Source organism: Microtetraspora niveoalba (assembly GCF_001570405.1).
Taxonomy (GTDB): domain Bacteria; phylum Actinomycetota; class Actinomycetes; order Streptosporangiales; family Streptosporangiaceae; genus Microtetraspora; species Microtetraspora niveoalba.
This window is the reverse complement of the sequence record NZ_BBYM01000008.1, coordinates 120,964-146,705: the sequence shown is the minus strand read 5'-3', so window position 1 is coordinate 146,705 and position 25,742 is coordinate 120,964. Positions and strand designations below refer to the sequence as shown.

The 25,742-nt window shown below is 70.8% G+C and carries 24 protein-coding genes; 9 read left to right on the top strand and 15 right to left on the bottom strand.

All coding sequences use genetic code 11. The features are described from left to right. Window positions 1-708 precede the first annotated feature (708 nt). Complete coding sequence (locus AWQ70_RS08575) at window positions 709-1,659, top strand: hypothetical protein (protein WP_067172506.1); 951 nt, start codon at window positions 709-711, stop codon at window positions 1,657-1,659. Between the two features lie 647 nt (window positions 1,660-2,306). Here the strand turns inward: AWQ70_RS08575 and AWQ70_RS08570 are convergent. Then, a complete protein-coding gene (locus AWQ70_RS08570) occupies window positions 2,307-3,470 on the bottom strand; it encodes an acyl-CoA dehydrogenase family protein (RefSeq protein WP_281196857.1) in 1,164 nt (387 codons plus the stop codon). A gap of 90 nt (window positions 3,471-3,560) precedes the next feature. On the opposite strand from AWQ70_RS08570, the gene AWQ70_RS08565 reads away from it, so the two are divergent. Together AWQ70_RS08565 and AWQ70_RS08560 are read left to right on the top strand one after the other, a co-directional pair. After that, a complete protein-coding gene (locus AWQ70_RS08565) occupies window positions 3,561-4,280 on the top strand; it encodes a TetR family transcriptional regulator (protein WP_218004463.1) in 720 nt (239 codons plus the stop codon). Between the two features lie 144 nt (window positions 4,281-4,424). Further along, window positions 4,425-5,744 (top strand): UDP-glucose dehydrogenase family protein, encoded by a 1,320-nt coding sequence (locus AWQ70_RS08560; RefSeq protein WP_067172502.1) that lies wholly within the window; start codon window positions 4,425-4,427, stop codon window positions 5,742-5,744. Between the two features lie 201 nt (window positions 5,745-5,945). On the opposite strand, the gene purE is transcribed toward AWQ70_RS08560, so the two are convergent. Both purE and AWQ70_RS08550 read right to left on the bottom strand, forming a co-directional pair. Next, on the bottom strand, window positions 5,946-6,467 hold the full coding sequence (gene purE, locus AWQ70_RS08555) for a 5-(carboxyamino)imidazole ribonucleotide mutase (protein ID WP_067172500.1): 522 nt from the start codon (window positions 6,465-6,467) through the stop codon (window positions 5,946-5,948). Then, window positions 6,460-7,593, bottom strand: coding sequence for a 5-(carboxyamino)imidazole ribonucleotide synthase (locus AWQ70_RS08550; RefSeq protein WP_281196856.1), 1,134 nt, complete (start codon window positions 7,591-7,593; stop codon window positions 6,460-6,462). The genes purE and AWQ70_RS08550 overlap by 8 nt, the downstream gene beginning before the upstream one ends. Before the next feature lie 271 nt (window positions 7,594-7,864). On the opposite strand from AWQ70_RS08550, the gene AWQ70_RS08545 reads away from it, so the two are divergent. Beyond that, window positions 7,865-8,353: a GtrA family protein gene (locus tag AWQ70_RS08545; RefSeq protein ID WP_067172741.1), complete on the top strand. Its 489-nt coding sequence runs from the start codon at window positions 7,865-7,867 to the stop codon at window positions 8,351-8,353. On the opposite strand, the gene AWQ70_RS08540 is transcribed toward AWQ70_RS08545, so the two are convergent. The 9 genes from AWQ70_RS08540 to AWQ70_RS08500 all read right to left on the bottom strand — a co-directional run bounded on the left by AWQ70_RS08540 (window position 8,326) and on the right by AWQ70_RS08500 (window position 15,712). Then, entirely contained in the window at window positions 8,326-9,594 is a 1,269-nt protein-coding gene (locus tag AWQ70_RS08540; RefSeq protein ID WP_067172499.1) for a sensor histidine kinase, read from the bottom strand. The two genes, AWQ70_RS08545 and AWQ70_RS08540, sit on opposite strands and share 28 nt — an antisense overlap. Window positions 9,595-9,620: 26 nt before the next feature. Next, window positions 9,621-10,289: a response regulator transcription factor gene (locus AWQ70_RS08535; protein WP_030451323.1), complete on the bottom strand. Its 669-nt coding sequence runs from the start codon at window positions 10,287-10,289 to the stop codon at window positions 9,621-9,623. Between the two features lie 264 nt (window positions 10,290-10,553). Then, window positions 10,554-11,033, bottom strand: a complete 480-nt coding sequence (gene bfr, locus AWQ70_RS08530) for a bacterioferritin (protein ID WP_067172497.1) — start codon at window positions 11,031-11,033, stop codon at window positions 10,554-10,556. Window positions 11,034-11,048: 15 nt separating this feature from the next. Continuing rightward, window positions 11,049-11,228 (bottom strand): (2Fe-2S)-binding protein, encoded by a 180-nt coding sequence (locus tag AWQ70_RS08525; RefSeq protein ID WP_067172738.1) that lies wholly within the window; start codon window positions 11,226-11,228, stop codon window positions 11,049-11,051. Between the two features lie 189 nt (window positions 11,229-11,417). Further along, window positions 11,418-12,023: an MBL fold metallo-hydrolase gene (locus AWQ70_RS08520; RefSeq protein ID WP_067172496.1), complete on the bottom strand. Its 606-nt coding sequence runs from the start codon at window positions 12,021-12,023 to the stop codon at window positions 11,418-11,420. A gap of 49 nt (window positions 12,024-12,072) precedes the next feature. Then, entirely contained in the window at window positions 12,073-13,158 is a 1,086-nt protein-coding gene (locus AWQ70_RS08515) for an S-(hydroxymethyl)mycothiol dehydrogenase (RefSeq protein WP_067172494.1), read from the bottom strand. 58 nt (window positions 13,159-13,216) lie between these two features. After that, window positions 13,217-14,242: an adenylate/guanylate cyclase domain-containing protein gene (locus AWQ70_RS08510; protein WP_084516663.1), complete on the bottom strand. Its 1,026-nt coding sequence runs from the start codon at window positions 14,240-14,242 to the stop codon at window positions 13,217-13,219. Between the two features lie 18 nt (window positions 14,243-14,260). Further along, entirely contained in the window at window positions 14,261-14,773 is a 513-nt protein-coding gene (locus tag AWQ70_RS08505; protein ID WP_067172492.1) for a PH domain-containing protein, read from the bottom strand. Window positions 14,774-14,878: 105 nt separating this feature from the next. Then, window positions 14,879-15,712 (bottom strand): biotin--[acetyl-CoA-carboxylase] ligase, encoded by an 834-nt coding sequence (locus AWQ70_RS08500; RefSeq protein WP_067172491.1) that lies wholly within the window; start codon window positions 15,710-15,712, stop codon window positions 14,879-14,881. A gap of 190 nt (window positions 15,713-15,902) precedes the next feature. Between AWQ70_RS08500 and fdhD the strand changes: the two genes are divergently transcribed. Continuing rightward, complete coding sequence (fdhD, locus tag AWQ70_RS08495; protein ID WP_373282312.1) at window positions 15,903-16,769, top strand: formate dehydrogenase accessory sulfurtransferase FdhD; 867 nt, start codon at window positions 15,903-15,905, stop codon at window positions 16,767-16,769. Between the two features lie 42 nt (window positions 16,770-16,811). On the opposite strand, the gene AWQ70_RS08490 is transcribed toward fdhD, so the two are convergent. From AWQ70_RS08490 to AWQ70_RS08480, 3 genes are all read right to left on the bottom strand, one after another. Continuing rightward, window positions 16,812-19,466, bottom strand: coding sequence for a phosphoenolpyruvate carboxylase (locus AWQ70_RS08490; RefSeq protein WP_067172489.1), 2,655 nt, complete (start codon window positions 19,464-19,466; stop codon window positions 16,812-16,814). Between the two features lie 103 nt (window positions 19,467-19,569). Further along, on the bottom strand, window positions 19,570-21,126 hold the full coding sequence (locus AWQ70_RS08485) for a hypothetical protein (protein WP_067172487.1): 1,557 nt from the start codon (window positions 21,124-21,126) through the stop codon (window positions 19,570-19,572). Further along, window positions 21,102-21,878: an ABC transporter ATP-binding protein gene (locus tag AWQ70_RS08480; RefSeq protein ID WP_067172485.1), complete on the bottom strand. Its 777-nt coding sequence runs from the start codon at window positions 21,876-21,878 to the stop codon at window positions 21,102-21,104. The genes AWQ70_RS08485 and AWQ70_RS08480 overlap by 25 nt, the downstream gene beginning before the upstream one ends. Before the next feature lie 189 nt (window positions 21,879-22,067). Between AWQ70_RS08480 and AWQ70_RS08475 the strand changes: the two genes are divergently transcribed. From AWQ70_RS08475 to AWQ70_RS08465, 4 genes are all read left to right on the top strand, one after another. Continuing rightward, window positions 22,068-22,820 carry a lytic polysaccharide monooxygenase gene (locus AWQ70_RS08475; RefSeq protein WP_067172483.1) on the top strand — a complete coding sequence of 251 codons (753 nt, stop codon included), beginning with the start codon at window positions 22,068-22,070 and terminating at the stop codon, window positions 22,818-22,820. A 64-nt stretch (window positions 22,821-22,884) separates the two neighbouring features. Continuing rightward, window positions 22,885-24,474, top strand: a complete 1,590-nt coding sequence (locus AWQ70_RS08470; RefSeq protein WP_067172481.1) for an acyl-CoA carboxylase subunit beta — start codon at window positions 22,885-22,887, stop codon at window positions 24,472-24,474. After that, window positions 24,471-24,680 (top strand): acyl-CoA carboxylase subunit epsilon, encoded by a 210-nt coding sequence (locus AWQ70_RS37425; RefSeq protein WP_084516662.1) that lies wholly within the window; start codon window positions 24,471-24,473, stop codon window positions 24,678-24,680. The genes AWQ70_RS08470 and AWQ70_RS37425 overlap by 4 nt, the downstream gene beginning before the upstream one ends. Before the next feature lie 101 nt (window positions 24,681-24,781). Further along, window positions 24,782-25,717, top strand: a complete 936-nt coding sequence (locus tag AWQ70_RS08465) for an NYN domain-containing protein (RefSeq protein ID WP_066933177.1) — start codon at window positions 24,782-24,784, stop codon at window positions 25,715-25,717. The last annotated feature ends 25 nt before the right edge of the window (window positions 25,718-25,742 follow it).

The following is a 25,742-nucleotide window of genomic DNA, read 5'->3' as shown; positions in this document are numbered from 1 at the left end:
TCTTGCCGCGGAATCCCTGCTCTCCGAAGGTCGCCAGATGAAGAGACACTCGCTGACTGAAGCGTCCAGCGTGGGCTCTTGGGGGGTGGTCACTGGACAAGGGTAGAAGCCAGAACGGGCACAGCTCACATGATCAGTCCTGCGCCAATGCCGCCGCCTCGTCGTCCAGCGGGTCCAGCAACCACGCGCTCACGTTCGCCCGCGCCGCCAGCTCCACCGCGCGCCAGGCGGCGGCCAGGATCTCGCTCGTGCGTGGTCGCCCGGCCGAGCAGCTGCTCCTCCGTCCACGGCTGGCACGGCTCCCCCGTCGCCGTACATGCCGCTCGGCGTGGTGAACACGAGGTTGTCGCGCGGCCGGCCACGTTTGAGCAGGCCCATCCCTCCAGCGTGTCGCGGGCGAGCCGTACCCCGCCGCGCTCCCACCGAGCCCCTCGCCGCGCCTTCTCCGCCGGAGTCCCCCTCGGCAACCGCTCGCCCACTGGCTCTCCTCATCGGCGGCGGAACGGTAGACGGCGAATCCAGCACCGCCGCACGGTCGGCAACCCGGTGAACGTCACGGCACGAGGGTCCCGATTCATGGTGTTCCGGCGTAGGTTGGGGGCGGGCTCGGCGTCGGGGCCAGGGTTGGTGCGGGGTGACAGGGTGGCGCTGGATGGACGTGAAGGTTCTGGTGTAGTACCGCGGGCGGAGCTTCGTCCTGATCGTGGGATGACCTTCGATTCCCCTGTGCCTCCAGTAGTCCTCTCCTGGGACGCCGACACGGGAATGCTGGTGGTGACCGACACCTCCTCGGGCCGGTCGGTGCGGGCCGCACCTGCGTCGCTGTGGAACTACGGGTACGACCGCAAGGTCCTCGACGACAAGGGCAAGGAACAGGGGCAGCGGGTCTACGGGCTGGCGGCACTGGACGCCGACGGGCTGATTCTCCTGGACATTCCCGGCGGGTGGTCGGCTGGCGGCGTGGCGGCCTTCGCGTCCGCGTCTGGCATACCCTACGTGAACGCCCTTACGGAGCCGGCGAGACCGGTGCGGACGGTCCTTGCAGGGCGTGCCCCGGGTTACAGCCGCTTCGTCTCCGGGCCGGTCTCGCGCCTGACCGCCCGGCAGCGGCAGATCATCATGTACGGCGTCGGCGCCGCGGGCCTGGTCGTGATGATCGTGCTCGTTTCAACGGTTGGCGGGGCCGGCTGGCGAGGGCTGAGCTGGCTCGGTAGGTTCCTGCTCGACCTGCTGGAGGTCAAGTGGCTGGCGATCTTCTTCGCTCCGCTGCTGGTCGTCATCCGGCCTGTGCACGGGGCGCTGCACCGCAGGCGCACCCGGCGGGGCAAGATCCTCGGCCCGCCGGGCGGCCCGAGCCTCCAGGTCAGGAAGGACCGCATCCTGCGGGTCCGGCCTGCCCGGCCACTGCCGCCCGAGGACATCCCCATCGGTGCAGACGCCGGAAAGGCGATGGCCCTGCTCGTCTACCGCTATGCCGACTTATCCGGGCTCTTCATCATGAGTGCGGGTGACCTGCCGCTGCGTCACATCCCAGGCCCGTGGTCCCCGAACGAGGCCCACGAATTCGCCGCCAAGCACGGCCTGGCGTTCTCACTTCGCACGCTAACCCGCGAGGAGTACCTCGACCTCGTCACCCGCACCAGCGATGCCCTCCCCTGAGATGGACGATCACGAGGAGACGGGACCGCCGTCGTGATAGAGGCCTGCGGTGGCACCGGGGACGCGAGCGGTTTTCAAGAGCACTATGGTTCCTCCGCCCGTACCGGTCCCGGCCTGCGGGTCAGCCTCGAACGGAGGCATGGCCAAGGAAGATCATCCCGCACATATCCCGCAACGGCCCGGCGTTGGCCGATGTACGGCAGACCGCTCCCGGTGAGGTCATGGCCGATCCGTAACCGCATTGACCGGTCCATCCGCAGGCCCGTGACCTGGTCCCGGGGGACCCACAAGCGCCGCGCCCTTGGCAAGCTGGGTGACGCCCTCGGCTGAAGCAACACAAAGCACGTCGAAGTGCCCGGGAGATTCACCCCGGCCGCTTCTGTTGATCGCCTGGCTACGTATGCCGCCATTTGGCACGTTCAGGCACGAGAGGAACGTAGTCGTAGCCCATCTCATCCAACCGAACGCGAACCCACTGCGCAGCGTGATCGTCGGGGTTCAGCTCACGCAGATGGAACTTGAGGCTCTCCAGCTGCTCCTGGGCTCTCACGGAACAGCAACGGAACAAGATCCGTTAGAGGGCTCGAATCGGACATGACGAACCCGGCCTGCCCAATAGGACAGGCGGGGTTTCCGCACGTCAAGGGCTACTTAAGGAGCTGGCGGGCCATGACCATGCGCTGGATCTGGTTGGTGCCCTCGTAGATCTGGGTGATCTTGGCGTCGCGCATCATGCGCTCGACCGGGTACTCCCGCGTGTAGCCGTACCCGCCGAGGAGCTGGACGGCGTCGGTGGTGATCTCCATGGCGGCGTCGGAGGCGGCGCACTTGGCGGCGCTGGAGAAGAACGTCAGGTCCTTGACGGGGGTGCCGCGCATGGCGAGCTCGGACTTGGCGGCGGCGGCGTAGGTGAGCTGCCTGGCGGCCTCCAGCTTCATCGCCATGTCGGCGATCATGAACTGCAGGCCCTGGAACTCGGCGATCGGCTTGCCGAACTGCTTGCGCTCCTTGACGTAGCCGATGGCGTAGTCGAGGGCGCCCTGGGCGATGCCGAGCGCCTGGGCGGCGATCGTGACGCGGGTGTGGTCGAGCGTGGCGAGCGCGGTCTTGAACCCGGTGCCGGGGGCGCCGATCATGCGCGACTCGGGGATGCGCACGTCCTCAAGGATGACCTGCCGGGTGGGCGAGCCCTTGATGCCGAGCTTCTTCTCCTTCGCGCCGAAGGAGACCCCCTCGTCGGACTTCTCCACCACGAACGCGGAAATGCCGCGCGCCCCGGCGGACGGGTCGGTCACGGCCATGACCGTGTAGTACTCCGACACCCCGGCGTTGGTGATCCACATCTTCGTGCCGTTGAGCACGTAGTGGTCGCCGTCCCTGACGGCGCGGGTCTTCATGGAGGCGGCGTCCGAGCCCGCCTCGGGCTCGCTCAGCGCGTACGAGAACATCGCCTCGCCGCGGGCGACGGGCGGGAGGTAGCGCTGCTTGAGCTCCTCGGACGCGGACAGCAGGAGCGGGACGGTGCCCAGCTTGTTGACGGCGGGGATGAGCGAGGACGAGCCGCAGGCGCGCGCGACCTCCTCGATCACGATGACGGCGGCGAGCGCGTCCGCCCCGGCCCCGCCGTACTCCTCGGGGACGTGTACGGCGTGGAAGTCGGCGGCGACGAGGTCCTTGTAGACCTCCCACGGGAACTCCTCGTTCTCGTCCGCCTCCGCGGCACGCGGTGCGATCTTCTCGTCCGCGAGGGCACGGACGGCTTCGCGGAGCATCTGGTGCTCCTCGGACGGCTGGTACAGCTCCGCGTCCACGGTTTATCCTCCTTTATGGCATCTTGTGCATCACTATAAGACACCGAGTGCCACCCGAGAAGGTGCTCTTACATGGAAGGACGGGGACACGTGGCGGTTCGACGCGACGTACGGCGGAGCCTGACCGCCGCCGCGCTCGACCTGTTCCTCGCCCAGGGGTTCGACGAGACGACGGTGGACCAGATCGCCGAGGCCGCGGGCGTGGCCAGGCGCACCTTCTTCCGGCATTTCCGGGTCAAGGAGGACGCGATCTTCCCCGACCACGACGCCATGCTGCGGGAGATCGTCGCCCATCTCGACTCGGCGTCACCGCTGGTCCCGCCGCTGACGGCGGTCACCGAGGCGGCGCTGATGGTCGTCGACACCTACGCCGCCGATCCGGAGACCTCGGTCAAGCGCTACGAGGTGACCCGGCGCGTCCCGTCCCTCCGCGAGCACGAGATCGCCGCGACCAGCCGCTACCAGCGGGCCTTCGCCGCGTTCCTCAACGAGCGCGACGGACTGGGAACGCCCGAGGGGCTCGACGAGCGCGACGGCGCGGCCGGGCAGCGGCGGCTGCGCCACGAGGTGATCGCGGCGGCCGTGGTCACCACGCACAACCACGTGCTGCGCGCCTGGCTGCGCGGGGGCGGAACCGGCGACGTGCGGGCGCACCTGTCCGAGGCGCTGTCGGGCATCCTCGCCGGGCTGGAGCCGTGGCTGGACGACCGCGCCCGGCCCGGGGACGACGAGGACGACGTGCTGGTCGTGGTGACCCGCCGCGGCACCCCCCTGTGGAGGATCGCGCAGGAGATCGAAGCCGCGAGGTGAACTCCGGATGTCCCTCAGGGGAAGGGATTTCGCACGTCAGGGGCAGGCGTCCGCGGCCGCGCCTTTGTTTGCCGAGGTGCTGACTGGGGCAGTTGACTGGCCCGATACCATGCGCACACCCCGTACAAACAGGTAGATGGGAGCATGGCCGTGCCGTACCGCCTGACAGTGCTCGGGACCGGATACCTGGGAGCCACCCATGCGGCGTGCATGGCCGAGCTTGGCTTCGAGGTGCTCGGTCTCGATGTCGACGCCGACAAAATCGAGCGCCTTCGGCGCGGCGACCTGCCCATCCACGAGCCCGGCCTTGAGGAGCTGCTCCGGCGCAACCTCGCCAGCGGCCGGCTCAGGTTCACGACGTCCTATCAGGAGGCGGCCGAGTTCGGCGACGTCCACTTCGTCTGCGTCGGCACGCCGCAGAAGAAAGGCGAGTACGCCGCGGACGTCTCCTACCTCGACGCCGTCGTGGAGTCGCTCGCCCCTTTTCTCGACCGCGAGTGCCTGGTCGTCGGCAAGTCGACCGTCCCCGTCGGCACCGCCGAGCGGCTCGCCGACAAGCTGATACGGCTCGCGCCCGCCGGGTCGCAGGTCGAGCTGGCGTGGAACCCGGAGTTCCTGCGTGAGGGCTTCGCGGTCCAGGACACCCTCAGGCCCGACCGCATCGTCCTCGGCGTGGCCTCCGAGCGCGCCGAGAAGATGTTGCGGGACGTCTACGCGCCGCTCGGCGACATCCCGATGGTCGTGACCGACTATCCGACCGCCGAGCTGGTCAAGTCGGCGGCGAACGCCTTCCTCGCCACCAAGATCTCCTTCATCAACGCGATGGCCGAGGTGTGCGAGGCCTCCCACGCGGACGTCAAGCAGCTCTCCCTGGCCCTGTCGTTCGACGAGCGGATCGGCGGCAAGTTCCTCAACCCCGGCCTGGGCTTCGGCGGCGGCTGCCTGCCCAAGGACATCCGCGCGTTCATGGCCCGGGCCGGCGAGCTGGGGGCCGACCAGGCGCTCACGTTCCTGCGCGAGGTGGACGCGATCAACATGCGCAGGAGGGCCCGCATGGTGGACCTCGCGCGCGGACTGGTCGGGGGATCCTTCCACGGCTGCACGGTCGGCGTGCTGGGCGCGGCGTTCAAGCCCAACTCCGACGACATCCGCGACTCGCCGGCCCTCGACGTGGCCGTGACGATCAGCCAGGCGGGCGGCCGGGTGACCGTCTACGACCCGGTCGCGCTGGACAACGCCCGCCGCGCCCACCCCGGGCTCGGGTACGCCGACAGCGCCACGGGCGCGGTCGGCGGCGCCGACGTGGTGCTGCTGCTGACCGAATGGCAGGAGTTCGTGGCCCTCGACCCGGAGGAGCTGGGCCAGGCGGTGCGCATCCGGAACATCGTGGACGGCCGCAACGCCCTCGACGCCGAGACCTGGCGCGCGGCCGGCTGGAACTACCGCGCCCTCGGCCGCCCCTGACCGAGCCTCCGGCGCGCGATCATCGCGAAGAGCCGCCCGGGAACGCCCCGGAGCGGCTCTTCGCGCGTCTCGGGAAAGGCCCCTGGAACGACACCGCTCGGCCGGGGAAGCCCCGGCACGTCTCCGCCGGGAACCGGCCGCGAACACTCCGGACCGCCGCGCGGCCGGGAAGGGCTCCCGGCCGCGCGGCGTGATCTCGCTTCAGGAGAGCGAGCCCAGCTCCCGCGCCTCGGCGCGCAGCCGCTCGCCCTTGGCGTACGCCTGGGCCTTCAGGTCGGTCTGGAACTCCTCCATCCGCTCCCGCAGGGCGGGGTCGGCGGCGGCGAGGATGCGTACGGCGAGCAGGCCCGCGTTGCGCGCACCACCGACGGCCACGGTCGCGACCGGCACCCCGGCCGGCATCTGGACGATCGACAGCAGCGAGTCCATGCCGTCGAGGTACTTCAGCGGCACCGGCACGCCGATCACCGGCAGCGGCGTGACCGAGGCCAGCATCCCGGGCAGGTGGGCGGCGCCGCCCGCGCCCGCGATGATCACCTTCAGGCCCCGGGAGGCCGCGCGGGTGCCGTACTCGATCATCTCGGCGGGCATCCGGTGCGCGGAGACGACGTCGGCCTCGAACGGCACGCCGAACTCCCGCAGCGCCTCGGCGGCCTGGCGCATGACCGGCCAGTCCGAGTCGCTGCCCATCACGATCCCGACGGGAGCACCAGCCTCAGACATCCCTCGGCCCCCTCAGGCAGTCGGCGGCGTGCCAGGCGCGGGCCCGGACCTCGTCGAGGTCGGTGCCCAGCGCGGTGACGTGCCCGATCTTCCGGCCCGGCCGTACGTCCTTGCCGTAGAAGTGGATCTTGATGCCGGGGTCGTTCGCCATGACGTGCTCGTACCGGGAGAAGACGTCCGGGTCGGGCCCGCCGAGCAGGTTGACCATGACCACGACCGGCGCGGTGGGCGACGGCGAGCCGAGCGGCAGGTCGAGAACGGCCCGCAGGTGCTGCTCGAACTGGGAGGTCCTGGCGCCCTCGATGGTCCAGTGGCCGCTGTTGTGGGGCCGCATGGCCAGCTCGTTGACGACCAGGCCCGTCTTGGTGGCGAACATCTCGACGGCCAGCAGGCCGGTCACGTCGAGCTGCTGCGCGATGCGCAGGGCGATCCGCTGTGCGGCGGCGGCGTCCTCGGGGGCCAGGCCGGGCGCCGGGGCGATCACCTCGACGCAGATGCCGTCCTTCTGCACGGTCTCGACCACCGGATAGCTGACGCCCTGCCCGTGCGGGGACCGGGCGACCAGCACGGCCAGCTCCCGCTCGAACGGCACGAACGCCTCGGCCAGCAGCGGCACGCCGGATCCGACGACCTCGCGGGCCTCGTCCGCCGACGCGCACACCCACACGCCCCGGCCGTCGTAACCACCGCGTACGGCCTTCAGCACGACCGGCCAGCCGTGCTCCTCTCCGAACGCCTCGACGTCGGCGAGGTCGGACACCCGCCTCCAGGCGGGGCAGGGGGCGCCGATCTCCGTGAGCCGCTCGCGCATGACCGCCTTGTCCTGGGCGTGGACGAGCGCCTCCGCCCCGGGATGTACGGCCAGGCCGTCGTCGATGAGGGCCTGGATGTGCGCGGTGGGCACGTGCTCGTGGTCGAAGGTGACCGCGTCGCACCCTTTCGCGAAGTCGCGCAGGTCGGCGAGGTCGCGGTAGTCGCCGATGCGGGTGTCCACGATGACGCGGGCGGCGCTCTCGTCACGGGAGTTCGCGAGGACCCGCAGCTCGACGCCGAGCGCGATCGCGGCCTGCTGGGTCATCCTGGCGAGTTGTCCCGCTCCCACGACGCCGACCACCGGACCGACCACCGGGCGGGGGGTATGGGGCACGTTTGGGCTGTTCACGACATGCCAGCCTACCGATCCCTCCGGACCGGGAGTCCCGCGGCGGGCCGTGACGAGGCGCACCCCACCCTGGCCCGATATCGCGGGATATTTCATGAAACTTTCCTCGGATTGGCGTAAGACCGCCCATCCTTACCAGGGAGAGGAATCGGACCGGGGTGACGGGGACCACCGCGAGCCTCGGTACCGGTAGCCTGGTGAGAACGCAGTGCAGGCCGGGAAGGATCAGCGAGTCGTGCAGCTTCTCCGAGGCGTCTACGAGCGGTTCGCCGCCATCCTCCATGAGCTGATCAAGTTCGGTCTGGTGGGCGCGCTGGCGTTCGTGATCGACTTCGGCGGGACGAACCTGCTGCGTTTCGGCGTCGAGCTCGGCCCGCTGACGTCCAAGACCATCGCGACCGTGGTCGCGGCGACGTTCGCCTACTTCGGCAACCGCTACTGGACGTTCCGGCACCGGGAGCAGAGCGGCCTCGCCCGCGAGTACCTGACGTTCTTCGTGCTCAACGCGGTCGGCCTGGCGATCTCGCTGGTCGTGATCTGGTTCGTGACCTACGCCATGGGGATGCACGACCCGGTCAGCTACATCGTCGCCCAGCTCGTCGGGCTGGTCCTGGGCACGCTGTTCCGCTTCTGGTCGTACAAGAAGTGGGTGTTCCTGGAGACGGTCCCCGACACCCCGGCCGTCGTCGTGGAGAATCAGGCCGGGCCGCTCACCACGCGGTAGCGCCCGTCGTCGTCGACGTGCCGGAGGAAGATCGCGAAGGTCGCCGGCCGCCGTTTGACCAGTTCGAGCCGCCCGCCGTCCGCCGCGACGATCGACCGGGCGAGCGTCAGGCCGAGCCCGGTGCCCCCGGCGCCGCTCACGTTGCGTTCGAAGACCCTGGTGCCGAGCTCCTCGGGGATGCCCGGCCCCTGGTCCGCCACCTCGATGACGACCGACTTCTCCGTGCTCATGGTGGTGATGGTGAGCGTGCCGCCGCCGTGCTGGAGGGAGTTCTCCAGGAGGGTCGCGACGGTCTGGCTGAGTCCGCCCGTTGTGGCGAGCGCGTGCAGGCCGCGGCTGCCCACCAGCTTGATGGAGCGTTGCGCCCGGCGGAACGCCGGCTCCCATTCCGTGACCTGCTGGTCGAGGATCTGGTCGACGTCGATCTCCTCGGCCTGGGCGTGCCGCTGCCGCCGCGCGGCGGCGAGCAGCTCGTCGATGACCGCCGTCAACCGCTCGACCTGCACGATCGCGGCCTCGCCCTCCTCGCGGACGATCGCCGGCTCGCCCGCCGCCGCAACGATCTCCTCCAGGCGCATGTTCAGGCCGGTCAGCGGCGTACGCAACTGGTGTGACGCGTCCGTGGCGAACTCGCGTTCCCTGCCGAGCAGGTCCGCGATGCGTACGGCGCTGCGGTCCAGCACCTGCGCGACGCGGTCCAGCTCGGGGATCCCGTATCTGTGCCGGCTCGGGCGGGCGTCGCCGGAGCCGAGCCGCTCCGCGATCCTTGCGAGGTCCTGGAGCGGCAGCGTCAGGCGTATCGAGGTCACGATGGCGAGCCCGACCGCCACCCCCAGGGCCGCCAGGACGAGCACGACGGTGAGCACCAGCCGCGCCCGGACGTCCTGCTGGACCTGCGCGGCGTCCCGGCTGACCCGGACGTACCCGTTCTCCGAGCGCGCCTCCTCGGTCAGTCTCCGGTGCGCGGGGGGCGCCGTCCCCGCCGCGATCGGCGCCATCCCCTGCACGAACACCTGGATGTAGCGGCCCGGATAGTTCTTCTCGAGCTGCTTGGGGTCGATGGACTGCTCCTGGCTTATGGAGTATTCGACCCCGATCAGCAGCCGTGTGGCCTCCGAATGCAGCTCCTGCGCGGCGTCCTCGCGGATCAGGCGGACGAGGACCACACCCAGGGGGACCCCGAGCAGCAGTACCGCGATGACCGCGACGAGCAGCATCGAGGAGAGCAGGCGCCGACGCACGTGCTAGTCCCTTCGCCCGTGCGGGCCTATTCGCGCTCGAATCGGAAGCCCACTCCCCGGACGGTCGTGATGTAACGCGGCTTGGCGGCGTCGTCCCCGAGCTTGCGGCGGAGCCAGGAGATGTGCATGTCCAGGGTCTTGGTGGACCCCCACCAGTTGGTGTCCCACACCTCCCGCATGATCTGCTCGCGGGTGACCACCTTGCCGGCGTCGCGTACGAGCACGCGCAGCAGGTCGAATTCCTTGGTGGTCAGATGCAGCTCCTTGTCCCCCATCCAGGCACGGCGGGAGTCGGCGTCGATCCTGACGCCCTGGACCACGGGAGTCTCGGATGTGCCCCTCCGCAGCAGCGCCCGTACGCGGGCGAGCAGCTCGGCGAGGCGGAACGGCTTGGTCACGTAGTCGTCGGCCCCGGCGTCGAGGCCCACGACGGTGTCGACTTCGTCGACGCGCGCGGTGAGAATCAGCACCGGTGTGCCGTGCCCTTCGGCGCGGATCCGGCGCGCGACCTCGAGTCCGTCCATCTCGGGCAGGCCGAGGTCGAGAACGATGAGGTCGACACCTCCCGACAGAGCCCTTTCCAGGGCCTGCGGGCCATCAGGGCTCACCTCTACCTGATAGCCCTCCCGGCGCAACGCGCGCGCGAGCGGCTCGGAAATCGAGGTGTCATCCTCGGCGAGAAGTACGCAGGTCATGGTGCGATCGTAGGACCTTAAGGGGTTGTTTCCCGGCCACAGCGCGCGGTTTGACTTGTCGTTGACCCATCAATTGACCTGGGCAAACACTGATAAATGCCCAATAGTCCCCACGCAAGGGTTCCAGCTTTTCGCGCGGCTGCCCTGTCCGCCGTACCCAGAAGGGCGAATGCCGACACGCGGGGCGCGGTTCTTCACCGGAATGGAAAGTCCGGCAAAAAAGAACGCCCGCCGGAACGGGCGGGCGTCAAATGTCCGGAAATTTCAAGAGGAGGGAGGTTCCGCGTACCGCTGGAGGTAGAGCTGCTCCCCGAGGCTCTCGAAGAGGCCCAGCTCGGTCTCCAGATAGTCGATGTGCTTCTCCTCGTCTTCCAGGATGTCCTCGAAGATGTTGGCGGAGGTGATGTCCCCGCGCTCGCGCATCAACGCGATGCCGGATCTCAGTCGCTTCACCACGCCGAGCTCGAGCGCCAGGTCCGCCTGCAACTGCTCGCGCACGGTCTGCCCGATGTGCAGCGTGTTCAGCTTCTGGTAGTTCGGCAGCCCCTCCAGGAAGAGGATGCGGTCGGTGAGCCTCTCGGCGTGCTTCATCTCGTCGAACGACTCGTGCCGGGTGTACTCGGCGAGCTTGGTGTATCCCCAGTTCTCCTGCATCTTGGCGTGCAGGAAGTACTGGTTGATCGCGGTCAGTTCGCTGGTGAGCTGCTCATTGAGCAGCGCGATGATTTCCTTGTCGCCCTGCATCCCGGGCCTCTCGATCTATGCGCTGGTGACGAGGTCGTCTGATCTCTTCAGCATCGCACAGACCTTCCGCACGCAGAGAGCACAGTCCCCTCCCGCGCCCGTCATGTCGCGCACCTGCCGGGCGGTCCTGGCGCCCTCGGCGATGCAGTCGTGCACTTCGCTCTCGGTGACGGCACGACAGACACAGACATACATGAGGGCCTCGCAGAGGGGAATGAGGTAAGGCATACCTAAGATAGCTCAGCGAGGTAAGCCTTGCCTACGTGAGGCGCCCCACATCTTCGCATGTGAGATGTGGGGCGCCCGGCCGTCTCCACGTGCTTCGGAGCCTCCGGCGCCGGCCGGCCGCTGACCGTCCGGCGCTCTCGGCGTCTGCGGGAGCGGCTACTTCACGTTGGGCACCTCGGCGCCGATCGTGGTCGAGTCGCCGTGGCCGGTGTTCACCACCGTGTCCTCCGGCAGGGTGAGCAGCCTGGTCCTGATGGACTCGACGATCGTCTCGTGCGACGAGAACGACCGGCCGGTCGCGCCGGGGCCACCCTGGAAGAGCGTGTCCCCGGTGAAGACCACGCCCAGCTCGGGCGCGTACAGGCAGACCGCGCCCGGTGAGTGGCCGGGCGTGTGCATGACCCGGAGCTCCGGCCCGCCGGTCTCGATCACCTCACCGTCCTCCAGCGGCCGGTACGGCACGGCCGTGCCGTACTGCATCTCCCAGAGGACCTGGTCGGCGGGGTGGAGCAGGATCGGCGCCCCGGTGCGCTCGGACAGCTCGGCCGCGGCGTTGATGTGGTCGTTGTGCGCGTGGGTGCAGACGATCGCCCGCAGGCGGCGCGGCCCGACGGCCTCGGCGATGGCGGCGGCGTCGTGGGCCGCGTCGATCACCACCACCTCGTCGGCGGAGCCGACCAGCCAGACGTTGTTGTCGACCTCCCAGGTTCCTCCGTCAAGGGAGAACGTGCCCGACGTGATCAGGCGGGAGACAGCGCTCATCGTTGGTTCTCTTCTCGTGTCGCAGGGGTCACCGGACGCGGGTGCGCCGTCACAGCACCACCACGGAGCGCAGCACCTCGCCGCGGTGCATCTTGGCGAACGCCTCCTCGACCTGGTCGAGCGCGATCGTCTCGGAGACGAACCCGTCCAGGTTGAGCCGCCCCTGCAGGTACAGGTCGATCAGCATCGGGAAGTCGCGGCTCGGCAGGCAGTCGCCGTACCAGGAGGACTTGAGCGAGCCGCCCCGGCCGAAGACGTCGAGCAGCGGCAGGTCGATCCGCATCTCGGGCGTGGGCACGCCCACCAGCACCACGGTCCCGGCGAGGTCGCGGGCGTAGAACGCCTGCTCGTAGGTCTCCGGGCGGCCGACGGCGTCGATCACCACGTCGGCGCCGTGGCCGCCGGTGAGCTCGCGGATCGCCTCTACGGCGTCGGTCTCCCGCGAGTTGACCGTGTGGGTGGCCCCGAAGTCCCGGGCCCAGGTGAGCTTGCGGTCGTCCACGTCCACCGCGATGACCGTGCCGGCGCCGGCGAGGTGCGCGCCGAGGACCGCCGCGTTGCCGACGCCGCCGCATCCGATGACGGCGACGGAGTCGCCGCGGGTCACGCCGCCCGTGTTGATCGCCGCGCCCAGCCCGGCCATCACGCCGCAGCCGAGCAGGCCGGCGACCGCGGGCTTCGCCCGGGGATCGACCTTGGTGCACTGCCCGGCGGCCACCAGGGTCTTCTCCGCGAAGGCGCCGATGCCGAGCGCCGGGCTCAGGACCGTTCCATCGGCGAGCGTCATCTTCTGCGTCGCGTTGTGCGTGTTGAAGCAGTACCACGGGCGTCCGCGCAGGCAGGCCCGGCACTGGCCGCAGACCGCGCGCCAGTTGAGGATCACGTAGTCGCCGGGGGCGACGTCGGTCACACCGGGGCCGACCGCCTCGACCACTCCCGCCGCCTCGTGCCCGAGCAGGAACGGGAACTCGTCGTTGATCCCGCCTTCGCGGTAGTGCAGGTCGGTGTGGCAGACACCGCACGCCTGGACGTTCACCACGGCCTCGCCCGGCCCGGGATCGGGCACATGGACGGTCTCCAACGTCACCTGCTCGCCCTTGCCCCGCGCGATCACACCCTGGACCTCGTACGGCATTACTGACACCTCATCTCGAATTGGGAAACCCTCAGGATTTCCACCGTGCCGGAGTTCGTCAAGCTTTCCGACCTGCGGAAGGCGATGTGCGACGAACGACATACGGCTGGACGAGCCCCAGGCCGCGGGCGGGCCGGCGGCGGATGCGCATCACCTCGACCCCGTCCGCGCCCTCCAGCCCGCGCGCCATCTCGGCGTCGGCGAGGATCGCCCCCGGCCTGGCGATGGCGGTCAGCCGGGCCGCCAGGTTGACCGTCGTGCCGAACACGTCGCCCATCACCGGGAGCACGGGGCCGTACGAGAGGCCGATGCGCACGTCGGGCCCCTCCTCGCCCCTGCCGGTGGACCGCTTCAGCTCGTCGACCAGGTCGAGGGCGATCCGCGCCGCCGTCACCGGGGCCGTCGTCGTGAACAGCACCTCGTCGCCGAGCGTCTTGACCAGCCGCCCGCCGTGCGAGGCGATCACGTCGGAGGTGCGCGACTCGAACCCCTCCACCAGATCGGCCAGCGCCAGCTCGTCCAGCCGCCGCGAGAACGCGGTGAACGACACCAGGTCGGCGAAGCCCACCGCCAGCGACATGCGTGACGTGGCCGGCTGCTCCTCCGCCATCTCGGTGAGGGCGAGCAGCCGGCTGGCCGTGGCCGCGAGCTGCGCCCGCCAGACGTGGACCAGCGTCTGCTCGAAATCCGGCAGGAAACGGGCGGCGATGGACATCGACCGGGCCAGCTCCTCGTCACTCGGCCGTGTGCCGGGATCGAGGATCGCCCCCATCATGATCTCGGCCTGCCACTCCGCCAGCCGCGACGTCGTACGGCCGAGGGCCCTCGCCATGCGGACGATCGCCCGCTCGTCGAGGACGCCGGTGTCGAGCATCTCGCGGATCCGGCGCAGCGCGTCCACGTCGCCGTCGCTGAACGCGACGGCGTCGTCGGCGAGTGTGGCGAAGCCCAGGGCGCGCCACACCCGGCCGGTCAACTCCAGCGGCAGCCCGGCGGCGGCGGCCACCTCGCCACGGGTGTAGCGGGGCGGCGACCCGACGAACAGCCGCCGGATGTCGTCCGCGGTGGGGCGCCGTGTGGCCACCTTGGCCCTCCTGCCGGGCTACTTGCCGTCGATGGTCCCGTCGGAGGCATCCTCCACCAGGCGGAACAGCTCCTGGCGGACGAGCTGGATCTTCGGGATGTCCAGGTAGTCGATCTCCCCCTTGTCCGAGGCCGACTCGACCCGGAGCGTCCCGCACCCCAGGATGCGCTCGACGAACCTCTGGTCGGAGCTGACGCTGTTGACCTTCGCCAGCGGGATGTCGTCGTCCGACTTGTTCAGGATGCCGGTGCTGATGGCGAACCGGTGCGACGTCAAGGTGTACGACGTGGTCTTCCACCGCAGGTAGGGGATAAACGTCCACAGCGTCAGGGCGACGAACGCGACCACGGCCACCGCGATCCGGGCGTACCCGGAATAGGTGTAGTCACCGGGGATGAAGTAGATCGCGGCGCCGGCGGCGGCCACGACGAGGACGAGCGCGAGGAAGGGGAGGATGAGCCGCTTCCAGTGAGGGTGGAACGAGAGCACGAGGCGCTCGCCCTCGGTCAAATGGTGTTCGGGGAGACCCATGCGGCAAATCGTGGCACGATCCGCCCCCGGCGCGCGACGGCCCCCGGCTTCCGTTCACGTCGCCGAGGCTCCGCCCGCACGGTGGGGCAGCGCTTCGCCCCCGGCTCAGGGGTTGGCGGGGCGCACGTGGACCACGTCGCCCGCGCTGAGCGCGTGCTCCTCGCCGTCGGCGCGTACGAGGAGGCAGCCGGAGCCGTCCACACCGGTGGCGACACCGATCAGGAGCCGGTCGCCCGGCAGCTCCACCCGCACCTCCTGCCCGATCGTCGCGCAGGAGGCGAGGTACGCGCCGCGCAGACCGCAGGCGTCCGGGTCGCCGCCCGCCGCGGTCCACTCGCGGTAGTGCGTCTCGATCTCGCGGAGCACGGCCCGCAGCAGCGGGTCGCGGTCGAGGCAGGTCGCCGTCTCGACGGCCAGCGAGGTCGCCCGCTCGACCGGCAGCTCCTCCTGCCGCATCGAGACGTTGAGGCCCATGCCGACGACGATTCCGCCCTCGACGCGCTCGGCGAGGATCCCGGCGAGCTTGCGCTCGCCGATCAGGAGGTCGTTCGGCCACTTCAGCCGGACGTCCACCTCGGCCACCCGCCGTACGGCGGCGGCGGCCGCGACGCCGACCAGCAGCGGCAACCAGCCGAGCCGGGCCGGTCGCGCCGCCGCCGGGCCCGGCCGGAAGAGCATCGAGACGGCCAGCCCCGAGCGCGGGGGCGCCGACCAGACGCGGTCCAGCCGTCCCCGCCCGGCCGTCTGCGCCTCGGCGACGAGCACCGCGCCCTCGGGAGCGCCGCCGCGCGCCGCCTCGGCGAGATCGGCGTTCGTGGAGCCCGCCCGCTCCACCACGGTGATCTCCGACCAGAGCGATCCGGGGCGGACCAGGGCCTTGCGCAGCGCATTCTCGGAAAGGGGCGGCCGATCGAGGTCGGTGAAGGGCGATTCCGGCATCCGCCCAGGCTACCGGCCGCGCGCCGGACGGAACGGGCCGGGCCGGGCCTCACCGCGGCACCGGAACGACCTCGCCACGGACTCACGCGGCGGGCGGGCGTAGCCTGAAACGCACCCGGGCATCGACAGCCGAGGGCCGCGGGCCCGACCGCTCTCCCCGCCCGCCCCCGCCACCAGCGAAGATGGGATCGTGACCTTGCGACCGGCCGACCGCCCCGCCCACCGTCCCGGACCGGTCACCAGGATCCGGGTCCGCCAGGTGTCCGGCTCCGAGGTGCGGGAACGGCGGGACGATCTGGCGACCGAGGAGCCGCTGGAGATCCGGCTGACCGCCGGGGGCGCGAGCCGTACCGTGGCGATCACCATGCGCACGCCCGGCGCGGACTTCGAGCTGGCCGCCGGGTTCCTGCACGGCGAGGGCGTCGCCGGTCCCGGGGACATCGCGGCCATCGGCTACTGCACGGACGCGGACCTCGAACCGGAGGCCCGCTACAACACCGTGACCGTCCGGCTGGACACCCCGGTGCTGCCGGACATCCCTCAGCTTGAGCGGCATTTCATGACATCGAGCGCCTGCGGGGTGTGCGGAACGGCGAGCCTGGACGCCCTCCGCGGCCGCTGCGCGCCCCTCACCGCCGCGCCCGATCTCACCGTCTCCGCCGAGGTGCTGTACGGCCTGCCGCACCGCCTGCGCCAGGCCCAGGGGGTGTTCGGGCGGACCGGCGGACTGCACGCGGCCGGCCTGTTCACCGCCGACGGCGCCCTGGTCGCCGCCCGTGAGGACGTGGGACGGCACAACGCGGTGGACAAGCTGGTCGGCTGGGCGCTGCTGAACGGCCGGCTGCCGCTCGGCGGACACGTCCTGCTGGTCAGCGGCCGGTCCAGCTACGAGATCATGCAGAAGGCCCTCGCGGCGGGCGTCCAGGTCGTCTGCGCGGTGTCGGCGCCGTCGTCCCTGGCCGTGGACCTGGCCCGCGAGTTCGGCCTGACCCTCGTCGGCTTCCTGCGCGACGAGCGGTTCAACATCTACTCCGGGGCGGAGCGGATCACCCCCTGACCCGGTGCGGCCGGAGGTGATCCGCGTCGCCGAACCGGGTGGTCAGCCGGTGTTCTGCAGGCCCGCGGCCACGCCGTTCACCGACAGGAGCAGCAGGGTGGACAGCCGGTCCCGCTCCCCCTCGGACAGGTCGCCGTCCGCCCGCAGCGCCGACAGCGCGCGGAGCTGGAGGTGGCTGAGCGCGTCCACGTACGGGTCGCGGAGCTGCACCGCCCGGGACAGGACGCGACGGTTCTCCAGCAGCCGCGTGTGCCCGGTGGTCTCCAGGACCAGCTTCCTGGTCAGGTCGTACTCGTCGAGCACCTGGGCGGCGAAGTCCTCCCTGCCGCCCAGCGCCAGATAGCGCGCGGCGATGGCCCGGTCGGTCTTGGCCAGCGACATCTCCACGTTGTCGAGCAGCGACGCGAACAGCGGCCACTCCTTGTACGCCGACCGCAGCTCGGCCAGCCCGCCTCCGGAGACGACCTCGGCCAGGCCGCTGCCCAGGCCGTACCAGCCGGGGAGGTTGACCCGGGTCTGCGCCCAGGCGAACACCCACGGGATGGCGCGCAGGTCGTCCAGGGACCGGGGCGCGCCGAGCCCGCGCCGGGCGGGACGCGAGCCGAGCCGCAGCGAGCCGATCTCCTCGAGCGGGCTGACCAGCGCGAACCACTCGGGGAAGCCCGGCGCCTCGGTCAGCGCCCGGTAGGCGCGCTCCGACGCCGACGCCACCCGCTCGGCGAGCGTGCGGAACTTCGCCGCGGCGGCGGCCGTACGCGACTCGACGGTGGGCGTGGACGCGAGCAGCACGGCGTTGGTGACCTGCTCGATGTGCCGCCGGGCGATGGCGGAGTGCCCGTAGCGGGCGAAGATGACCTCACCCTGCTCGGTGACCTTGAACCGGCCCGCGACCGAGCCGGGCGCCTGGGCGAGCACCGCCCGGTTGGCCGGGCCGCCGCCCCGGCCGAGGGCGCCGCCCCGGCCGTGGAAGAGCGTGAGCCTGATGTCGTTGGCCCTCGCCCAGTCGGCCAGCGCGGCCTGCGCGTCGTACAGGCGCAGCGTCGCGGCGGCGGGGCCGAGCTCCTTGGCGGAGTCGGAGTAGCCGAGCATGACCTCCAGCCGGCGGCCGTTGGCGGCGAGCCTGCGGCGCACCGGCTCCAGCTCCACCATGCCGGACAACACGTCGGAGGAGTTGTCCAGGTCCTCGCCCGACTCGAACAGCGGCACGACGTCGAGCACCGGGGCCCGGTCGCCGAGCGCGTGCCGGGCCAGCTCGTACACCGCCGCGATGTCGTCGGCGGAGCGGGTGAACGACACGACGTACCGGGAGCAGGCGGTCACGCCGAACCGCTCCTGGATCCAGGCGATCGTGCGGATCGTGGCGAGGACCTCCTCGCCGCGCTCGGAGAGCGTCCCGGCGGCGATCTCCTCCAGGGTGGCCGCGTGGACCTGGGAGTGCTGGCGCACCTCCAGCTCGGCCAGGTGGAAGCCGAACGTCTCCACCTGCCAGATGAGGTGCTGCAGCTCGCCGTACGCCTGGCGGACGGCTCCGGCGCCGCGCAGCGACTCCTGCACGAGCCGCAGGTCGTCGAGCAGCTCGGACGGCGAGCGGTAGGCCAGGTCGAGGTCGCGGCGGCGGGTGGCCGCGACGCGGGCGGCGACGAAGAGCAGCCACTGGCGGTGGGGCTCCTGCGGCGACCGGGTGGCCATCTCCGACACCATGTCGGGGAAGTCGCCGGTGGCGCGGGCGAGCGCGGAGCGCAGCTCGGCCGACGGCGGGGTGTCCATGGCGCCCGCCGTCATCGTGCGCCCGATGCGGACGGCGGCGTTCTCCAGCGCGGTGAGCACGTGCTCGGCCTGGATGAGCACGGCCTCGCGGGTGACCTTGGACGTCACGTTCGGGTTGCCGTCGCGGTCGCCGCCGATCCAGCTCCCGTACCGGATGTACGCCTTGGCGAGGGGCTCGCGCGTCCCGGTGCCGGGTTCGAGCGCCGCGTCGAGCGACCGGTAGATCAGCGGCACGGTGCGGAAGAGCGTCTCGTCGAAGGCGGCCATGGCGGTGCGCACCTCGTCGAGCGGGTCGAGCTTGGTCGAGCGGAGCTGGGCGGTGCGCCAGAGCAGGTCGATCTCCTCCAGCAGCCGCCGGTGGGCCTCCTCCCGCTCGCCCGCCCCCCTGCCGGGCGCGTTGTACGCGTCGAGCTGCCCGCTGACGCGCTGGATGGCCGTGACGACGGCCCGGCGGCGCGCCTCGGTCGGGTGCGCGGTGAGCACCGGGCGGTATTCGAGCCCCTCGACGAGGTCGGCGGGCGGCTCGCCGCCCTCCAGCCGTTCGTCGCCGCGCAGCTCCTGCACGGCCTCCGCGAGCGACTCCCGCAGGGGGACGTCGTCGCGGTCGCGCTGCCGCAGGATGCGGATGCGGTAGTGCTCCTCGGCGAGGTTGACCAGGTGGAAGTAGCAGGTGAACGCCCGCGCGATCTGGACCGCGCGGTCGAGGGGCCACTCGGCGACGAGGGCGGCGACCTCGTCGGCCGTCGTGTCCCCGCGCCGGGCGCCGATCACCGCTTTGCGCAGGCGTTCGACGTCGGCGAGGAGGTCGGGACCGCCGTGCTCGGCGATCACCTGACCCAGGAGTCCACCCAGGAGACGGACGTCGGCACGGAGCTCATCAGGCATCTCCGTGACGGCACTGTGTCGTTCGGCAGGAGCGATGGCGGCCATGTCTCGAAGACTAGCGACTTCGGTCACACCGCCGGATATCGGTCTCACCAATTGGACTAGACCACTTGTCCGGGGCACCCACCTGCGGAGACGGCGGGGCGCGTCAGGTCGGCCGGGACACCGCCGCGACGATCTCCGGGAGCCGGTTGTGCCCGATGACGCCGCCGAGCCTGCGCCCTCCCCACGCGGCCAGCAGCCCGTACGGCACGGCGAGCACGCTCGCCCAGGTGAGGCCGAGGAACACGGGCAGCATGACGGGGAGCGCGAGCAGCCCGGCGCCCAGCATCGCCGCCATCGAGCCGAGGAACGCCTCGCCGCCCTGCCCGGGAGCCGCTCCGCTGAACGCGTTGATGCGCTCGGGGAGGGTGTAGGGCACGAGCACGCTGGTCACCGCCCCCACACCGAGGCCCACCCCGAGCACGCCCCACGCGGTGAACACGGCGGGGGCGATCCAGGCGGGCCGGCCCATGATCAGGGACGCGGCGACGGAGAGCACCAGCAGCAGCGGCACCGCGATGATCGCGACCGCGAGCTGCCGCCCGGCGAAGTCGGTGCGCACGTCACGCTCTGTGGAGAAGGCGACGGCGTTCATCCACAGGGAGCGGCCGTCGATGCCGAAGGAGTTGGCCGCCTGGACCCCGATCATCACGGCCGCGAAGCAGGCCGGTCCGATCGCGAGCAGCGGCCCCTCCCAGCCGTCGGGCCCGCGCAGCGAGAACGTGAGGACGCCGGTCACCACGATCGGCATTAACCAGGCGATCCGCCCGCGCGGCTCGCGCCGGGCGTACTTGAGCTCCTTGGCCACGACCGCGCCGACCATGCCCTGCGGCAGGAGCCCGCCGAGACGCGAGCGGCGTACGGCCCCGCCGCTCTGGTTGGAGGAGTCGGGCGTGACGAGGGAGCGGCGCAGCGCCGCGATCCACAACCAGGTGAGCACGGCGACGGTCGCCGCGACGACCGCGAGCTCGCCGAGACCGGCGAGGCCGCCGTCGGCGATCGCGTGCGCCGCCATGCCGGGCGGGGCCCAGCGCAGCGCGGAGGCCAGCGAGTCGAGCAGCGCCGCCGGGTCGCCGGAGAGGCCCCGGTTGGCGAGCAGCCCGGGGAGCTGGAACAGGACGATGACCAGCACGGCGCCGACCGCCAGCGCGTCGCGCCCGCGGCGGCTGCGCAGCGTCGCCGACAGCGCGGTGGTGACGGCGCGCGAGGCGACCAGGCACAGCGCGAACTGCAGCAGGACGGCGAGGACGCCGATCAGGACGCCTCCGGCCCCGGAGGCGAGGCCGGCGACCGCGCCCGCGAGCGCGACCAGCGAGGCGAGCGGCCACGGCCCGGTCGCGGACGCGGCGAACAGCCCGGCCGCCATCTGCCGGGCGGTGAGCGGGAACAGCGCCAGCCGGGACGGGTCGAGCGTCTCGTCCAGGCCGAAGGCCAGCAGCGGGACCAGGATCCACCCGATCGTGAACACGGTGAACGCCACGATCGCGACGTTCGACGCGATGTCGGGGCTCGCCAGCCGCAGCAGGGCGAACAGGGCGAACCCCCCGGCGGCGCAGGCGAGGGCGATCAGCGAGGTGAGGACGAAGCCGACCTGCTTGACCGTGTCGCCGCGCAGGTTGCCGCTGATCAGCCGCAGCTTCAGGCGGACGAAGAGCCCAACCACGACAGCCCCTCCTCCCCGCCTCCGCGCACGCCGACCAGGTCGAGGAACGCCTCGTTGAGGCTGCGGCCGTTCCTGATGGAGTCGATCGGCCCCTGGGCCACGATGCTTCCGCGGCTCATCACGGACACCCAGTCGCAGAGCCGCTCGACGAGGTCCATGACGTGGCTGGAGAAGACGACCGTGGACCCGGACGAGGTGTACCGCTGGAGGACGTCGACCAGCGTGTTCGCCGAGACCGGGTCGACGCCCTCGAACGGCTCGTCGAGGAAGAGCACGTCGGGGTTGTGCAGCAGCGCGGCGGCCAGGCCGATCTTCTTGCGCATCCCGGTGGAGTAGTCCACGACCAGCTTGTCCTGCGACTCGACGAGGTCCATCACGCGCAGCAGCTCGTCGGCCCGGCGCGCGACCTCGTCGCGGGGGATGCCCCTGAGCTCGCCGTTGTACAGCAGGAGCTCGCGGCCGGAGAGCCGCTCGAACAGGCGCAGCCCCTCGGGGAGGACGCCGATGCGCGACTTGACCTTGACCGGGTCGCGCCAGACGTTGTGGCCGTTGATCTCGATCAGGCCGCCGTCCGGCCGCTGCAGGCCGGTGACCATGCTCAGGGTGGTGGTCTTGCCCGCGCCGTTGGGGCCGACCAGACCGGCGAAGCTCCCCCTCGGCACGAGGAGATCCACGCCCGCGACCGCTATCTGCGCGCCGAACCTCTTGAAGAGCCCTTGTGTCTTCACTGCCTCGGGTTTTGCCTCAACCATGCCTCAACTCTGCCAGATCGCCGCGTCCGGCGGCTCGCTCCGTCCACAGGGCCGGGGCGGGGCGCGGCACCGGGCCGGACCGGCCCTCGCACTTGACTCGTTCCATGGATAAGCCCTGACCAGAGCATTTACTGTTAGGAAACTTTCTTTTATATTGACTTCACCACCCCCCACCGGAGGAAGCACGACATGCGAAGACTGATCTCGTTCCTGGCGGCGGCGCTCGTCGCCGCCGCGACCGTGCTGTTCGTCGCGTCACCCGCCTCGGCGCACGGCTACATCTCCGACCCGCCGAGCCGGCAGGCCAACTGCGCCGAGCGCCGCGTCCCCAACTGCGGGCAGATCATCTGGGAGCCGCAGAGCGTCGAGGGGCCGAAGGGCCTGCGGACCTGCAGCGGCGGCGACCCGCGCTGGGCTCCGCTCGACGACGAGTCCAAGCCGTGGCCGGCCGCCAAGGTGGGCGACACCGTCAACTTCAAGTGGCTGATCGAGGCCCGGCACGCCACCAGCACGTGGGAGTACTACGTCGGGAACACCAGGATCGCGGTGTTCGACGACCACGGCAGGCAGCCGGGATCGACGGTGACGCACACGGTGAGCCTCGGCGGCAGGACCGGCCGCATCAAGGTGCTCGCCATCTGGAACATCGCCGACACCGAGAACGCCTTCTACAACTGCGTCGATCTCCAGGTCGGCCCCGGCGGCGGCGACCCGAGCCCGTCGCCCAGCCCCTCGCCCAGCCCGAGCGCCAGCCCGTCGCCGAGCCCGTCGCCGACGGTCAGCCCGAGCACCGGCCCGACCGGCAACTGGACCGCGGGCACCGCGTACAAGGGCGGCGACGTGGTGGTCTACAACGGCGTCACCTACCGCTGCCTCCAGCAGCACACGGCGCTGACCGGGTGGGAACCGCCCAACGTCCCCGCGCTCTGGCAGCGCGTGTGAGCCGGCCCGGCGGCCGGGGCTCCCCTCCGGCCGCCGGACGAGCACGTCTGGTTACCCTGCGAACATGACCGCGGAACGGGTACCCGACATCGATGTCCACACGACCGCAGGCAAGATCGCCGACCTGGAGCGCCGCAGGGACGAGGCGGCCCACGCCGGTTCGGCGAGAGCGGTGGAGAGACAGCACGCCAAGGGCAAGATGACCGCCAGAGAGCGGGTGCGCGCCCTGCTGGACGAGGACTCGTTCGTCGAGTTCGACGCCATGGCCCGGCACCGCTCGACGAGCTTCGGCCTCGACCGGGAGCGCCCGTACGGCGACGGCGTGGTCACCGGTCACGGCACCGTGGACGGCCGCCCGGTCGCGGTGTTCGCGCAGGACTTCACCGTCTTCGGCGGCTCGCTCGGCGAGGTCTTCGGCGAGAAGATCGTCAAGGTCATGGACCACGCGCTCAAGACGGGCTGCCCGGTGATCGGCGTCAACGACTCCGGCGGCGCGCGGATCCAGGAGGGGGTCGTCTCCCTCGGCCTGTACGCCGAGATCTTCAAGCGCAACGTGCACGCGTCGGGCGTGATCCCGCAGATCTCCCTGGTCATGGGCCCGTGCGCGGGCGGCGCCGTCTACTCCCCCGCCCTGACGGACTTCGTCCTGATGGTGCGGGAGAAGTCGCACATGTTCATCACCGGCCCGGACGTCATCAGGACCGTGACGGGCGAGGAGGTGACGTTCGAGGAGCTCGGCGGCGCGCACGCCCACGGCTCCAGGTCGGGCGTCGCCCACTACGAGGCGGCGGACGAGGAGGACTGCCTGGACTACGCCCGCGCGCTGCTGTCCTACCTGCCGTCCAACAACATGGACGACGCCCCGGCCTACGACGTCGACACGCCCATGGAGGTCACCCCCGAGGACCTCGAACTCGACACCGTCATCCCCGACTCGGCGAACCAGCCGTACGACATGCGCTCGGTGGTCGAGCACGTCCTGGACGACGGCGAGTTCCTGGAGGTCCACGCGGGCTTCGCGCCGAACATCGTGGTCGGTTTCGGCCGGGTGGACGGGCGGTCGGTCGGCGTGGTCGCGAACCAGCCGCTGAGTTTCGCCGGAACGCTGGACATCGCCGCATCCGAGAAAGCCGCGCGCTTTGTACGGACTTGTGATGCCTTTAATATTCCGGTCTTGACATTTGTTGATGTTCCGGGATTCCTGCCGGGCACCGACCAGGAATGGAACGGAATCATCCGGCGCGGCGCGAAACTCCTCTACGCGTACGCCGAGGCGACCGTTCCACTGGTCACCGTCATCACCCGCAAGGCCTACGGCGGGGCGTACGACGTCATGGGATCCAAGCACCTCGGCGCGGACGTCAACCTCGCCTGGCCCACCGCGCAGATCGCGGTGATGGGCGCGCAGGGGGCGGTCAACATCCTCTACCGCCGCGAGCTGGCCGCCGCCGAGGACCCCGAGGCCGCCCGCGCGACGTTCGTCGGCGAGTACGAGGACACGCTGGCCAACCCCTATCTCGCGGCCGAACGCGGCTATGTGGACGCCGTGATCAGGCCGTCGGAGACCAGGGTCCAGATCGTCAGGGCGCTGCGCGCGCTCCGCGACAAGCGGGCGACGCTGCCGCCCAAGAAGCACGGGAACATCCCGCTGTGACCGAACTGCGCGTCGTCAAGGGCGACCCGACCCCCGAAGAGGTGGCCGCCCTCGTGACCGCGCTCGTCTCCGTTCTCGCCGCGTCCCCTCCCGCGCCCGCCCGCCGGGCACCCGTACGTAAGAAATGGGCAAACCCCGCACATGGGATGCGGATGGGACTACCGCGCGGTCCCGGAGCTTGGCGTTCGGCCATGCTTCGGCATTAGATCAGCGGAACAGGGTGTCAACGGGCTCAAGAGTTGGGAGTATCTAGAAAAGGGGGAGATATAGTCAGCCGATCATCTAGTGACGAGTCCTGGAGGACGACATGGCCATCCCGGACCTCACCGCACACAGCATGGCTGCCAAGTACGCGGTCCTCGTGGACGTCGGTTATCTGTACGCGGCGGCCGGCGAAGTCCTGCTGGGGGCGAAGGAGCGCAAGGAGTACCGCGTCGCCGCGGACGAACTGATCCAGTCGTTGCAGAAACACGCGATGGAGCGCATTCCCGGAGAGTTGCTCCGCGTCTACTGGTACGACGCCGCGCGGGACCGGGTCCCGACCGTGGACCAGCGCGTGATCGCCCAGCTTCCCTGGGTGAAGGTACGGCTTGGCAACCTGAACGCGCGTGGCCAGCAGAAAGGCGTGGACGCCCAGATCCGCAGCGATCTGGAAGCCCTCGCCCGGCACCACGCCGTCAGCGACACCGTGCTGATCGCGGGCGACGAGGACATGGTGCCGGCGGTGGAGGCCGCGCAGGCGTACGGGGTACGCGTCCATCTTTGGGGGGTGGAGCCGCCGTTCGGCACGAACCAGGCAGAGCGGCTGGTGTGGGAGTCGGACACTGTCGAGATCTTGAGCGCCGATTTCCTGCGTCCCTACTTCAACCGGGCGCCGGTCCCGGTGCCCGTGACGCCCGCGCCGTCCCCGGCGCAGGTGTTCGCGGGCCGTACCGTCAAGCCGGTGCCGAAGGCGCCGGTCGGGCAGATCACCAAGCTGGGCCCCGGACGGCCGCACGTGGAGGAGGTCGGCGAGCACGTCGCGCAGAAGTGGATACTGACCCGGGGGCGCGACAACATCAGGGACCTGCTGCCCGGCCCCATACTGCCGACCGTGATCGACACGGAGCTGCTGATCGAGGCGGAGAAGGAGCTGGGCCACTCGCTGCGCCCCTACCCGGAGGCCCGGGTGTGGCTGCGGGACGGTTTCTGGGCCAGGGTCTACCGCGAGTTCGACCTCGGGGTCGGCATCTCCAGCAAGTGACCGGCCGCGCGCCGCGTCGGTGGTT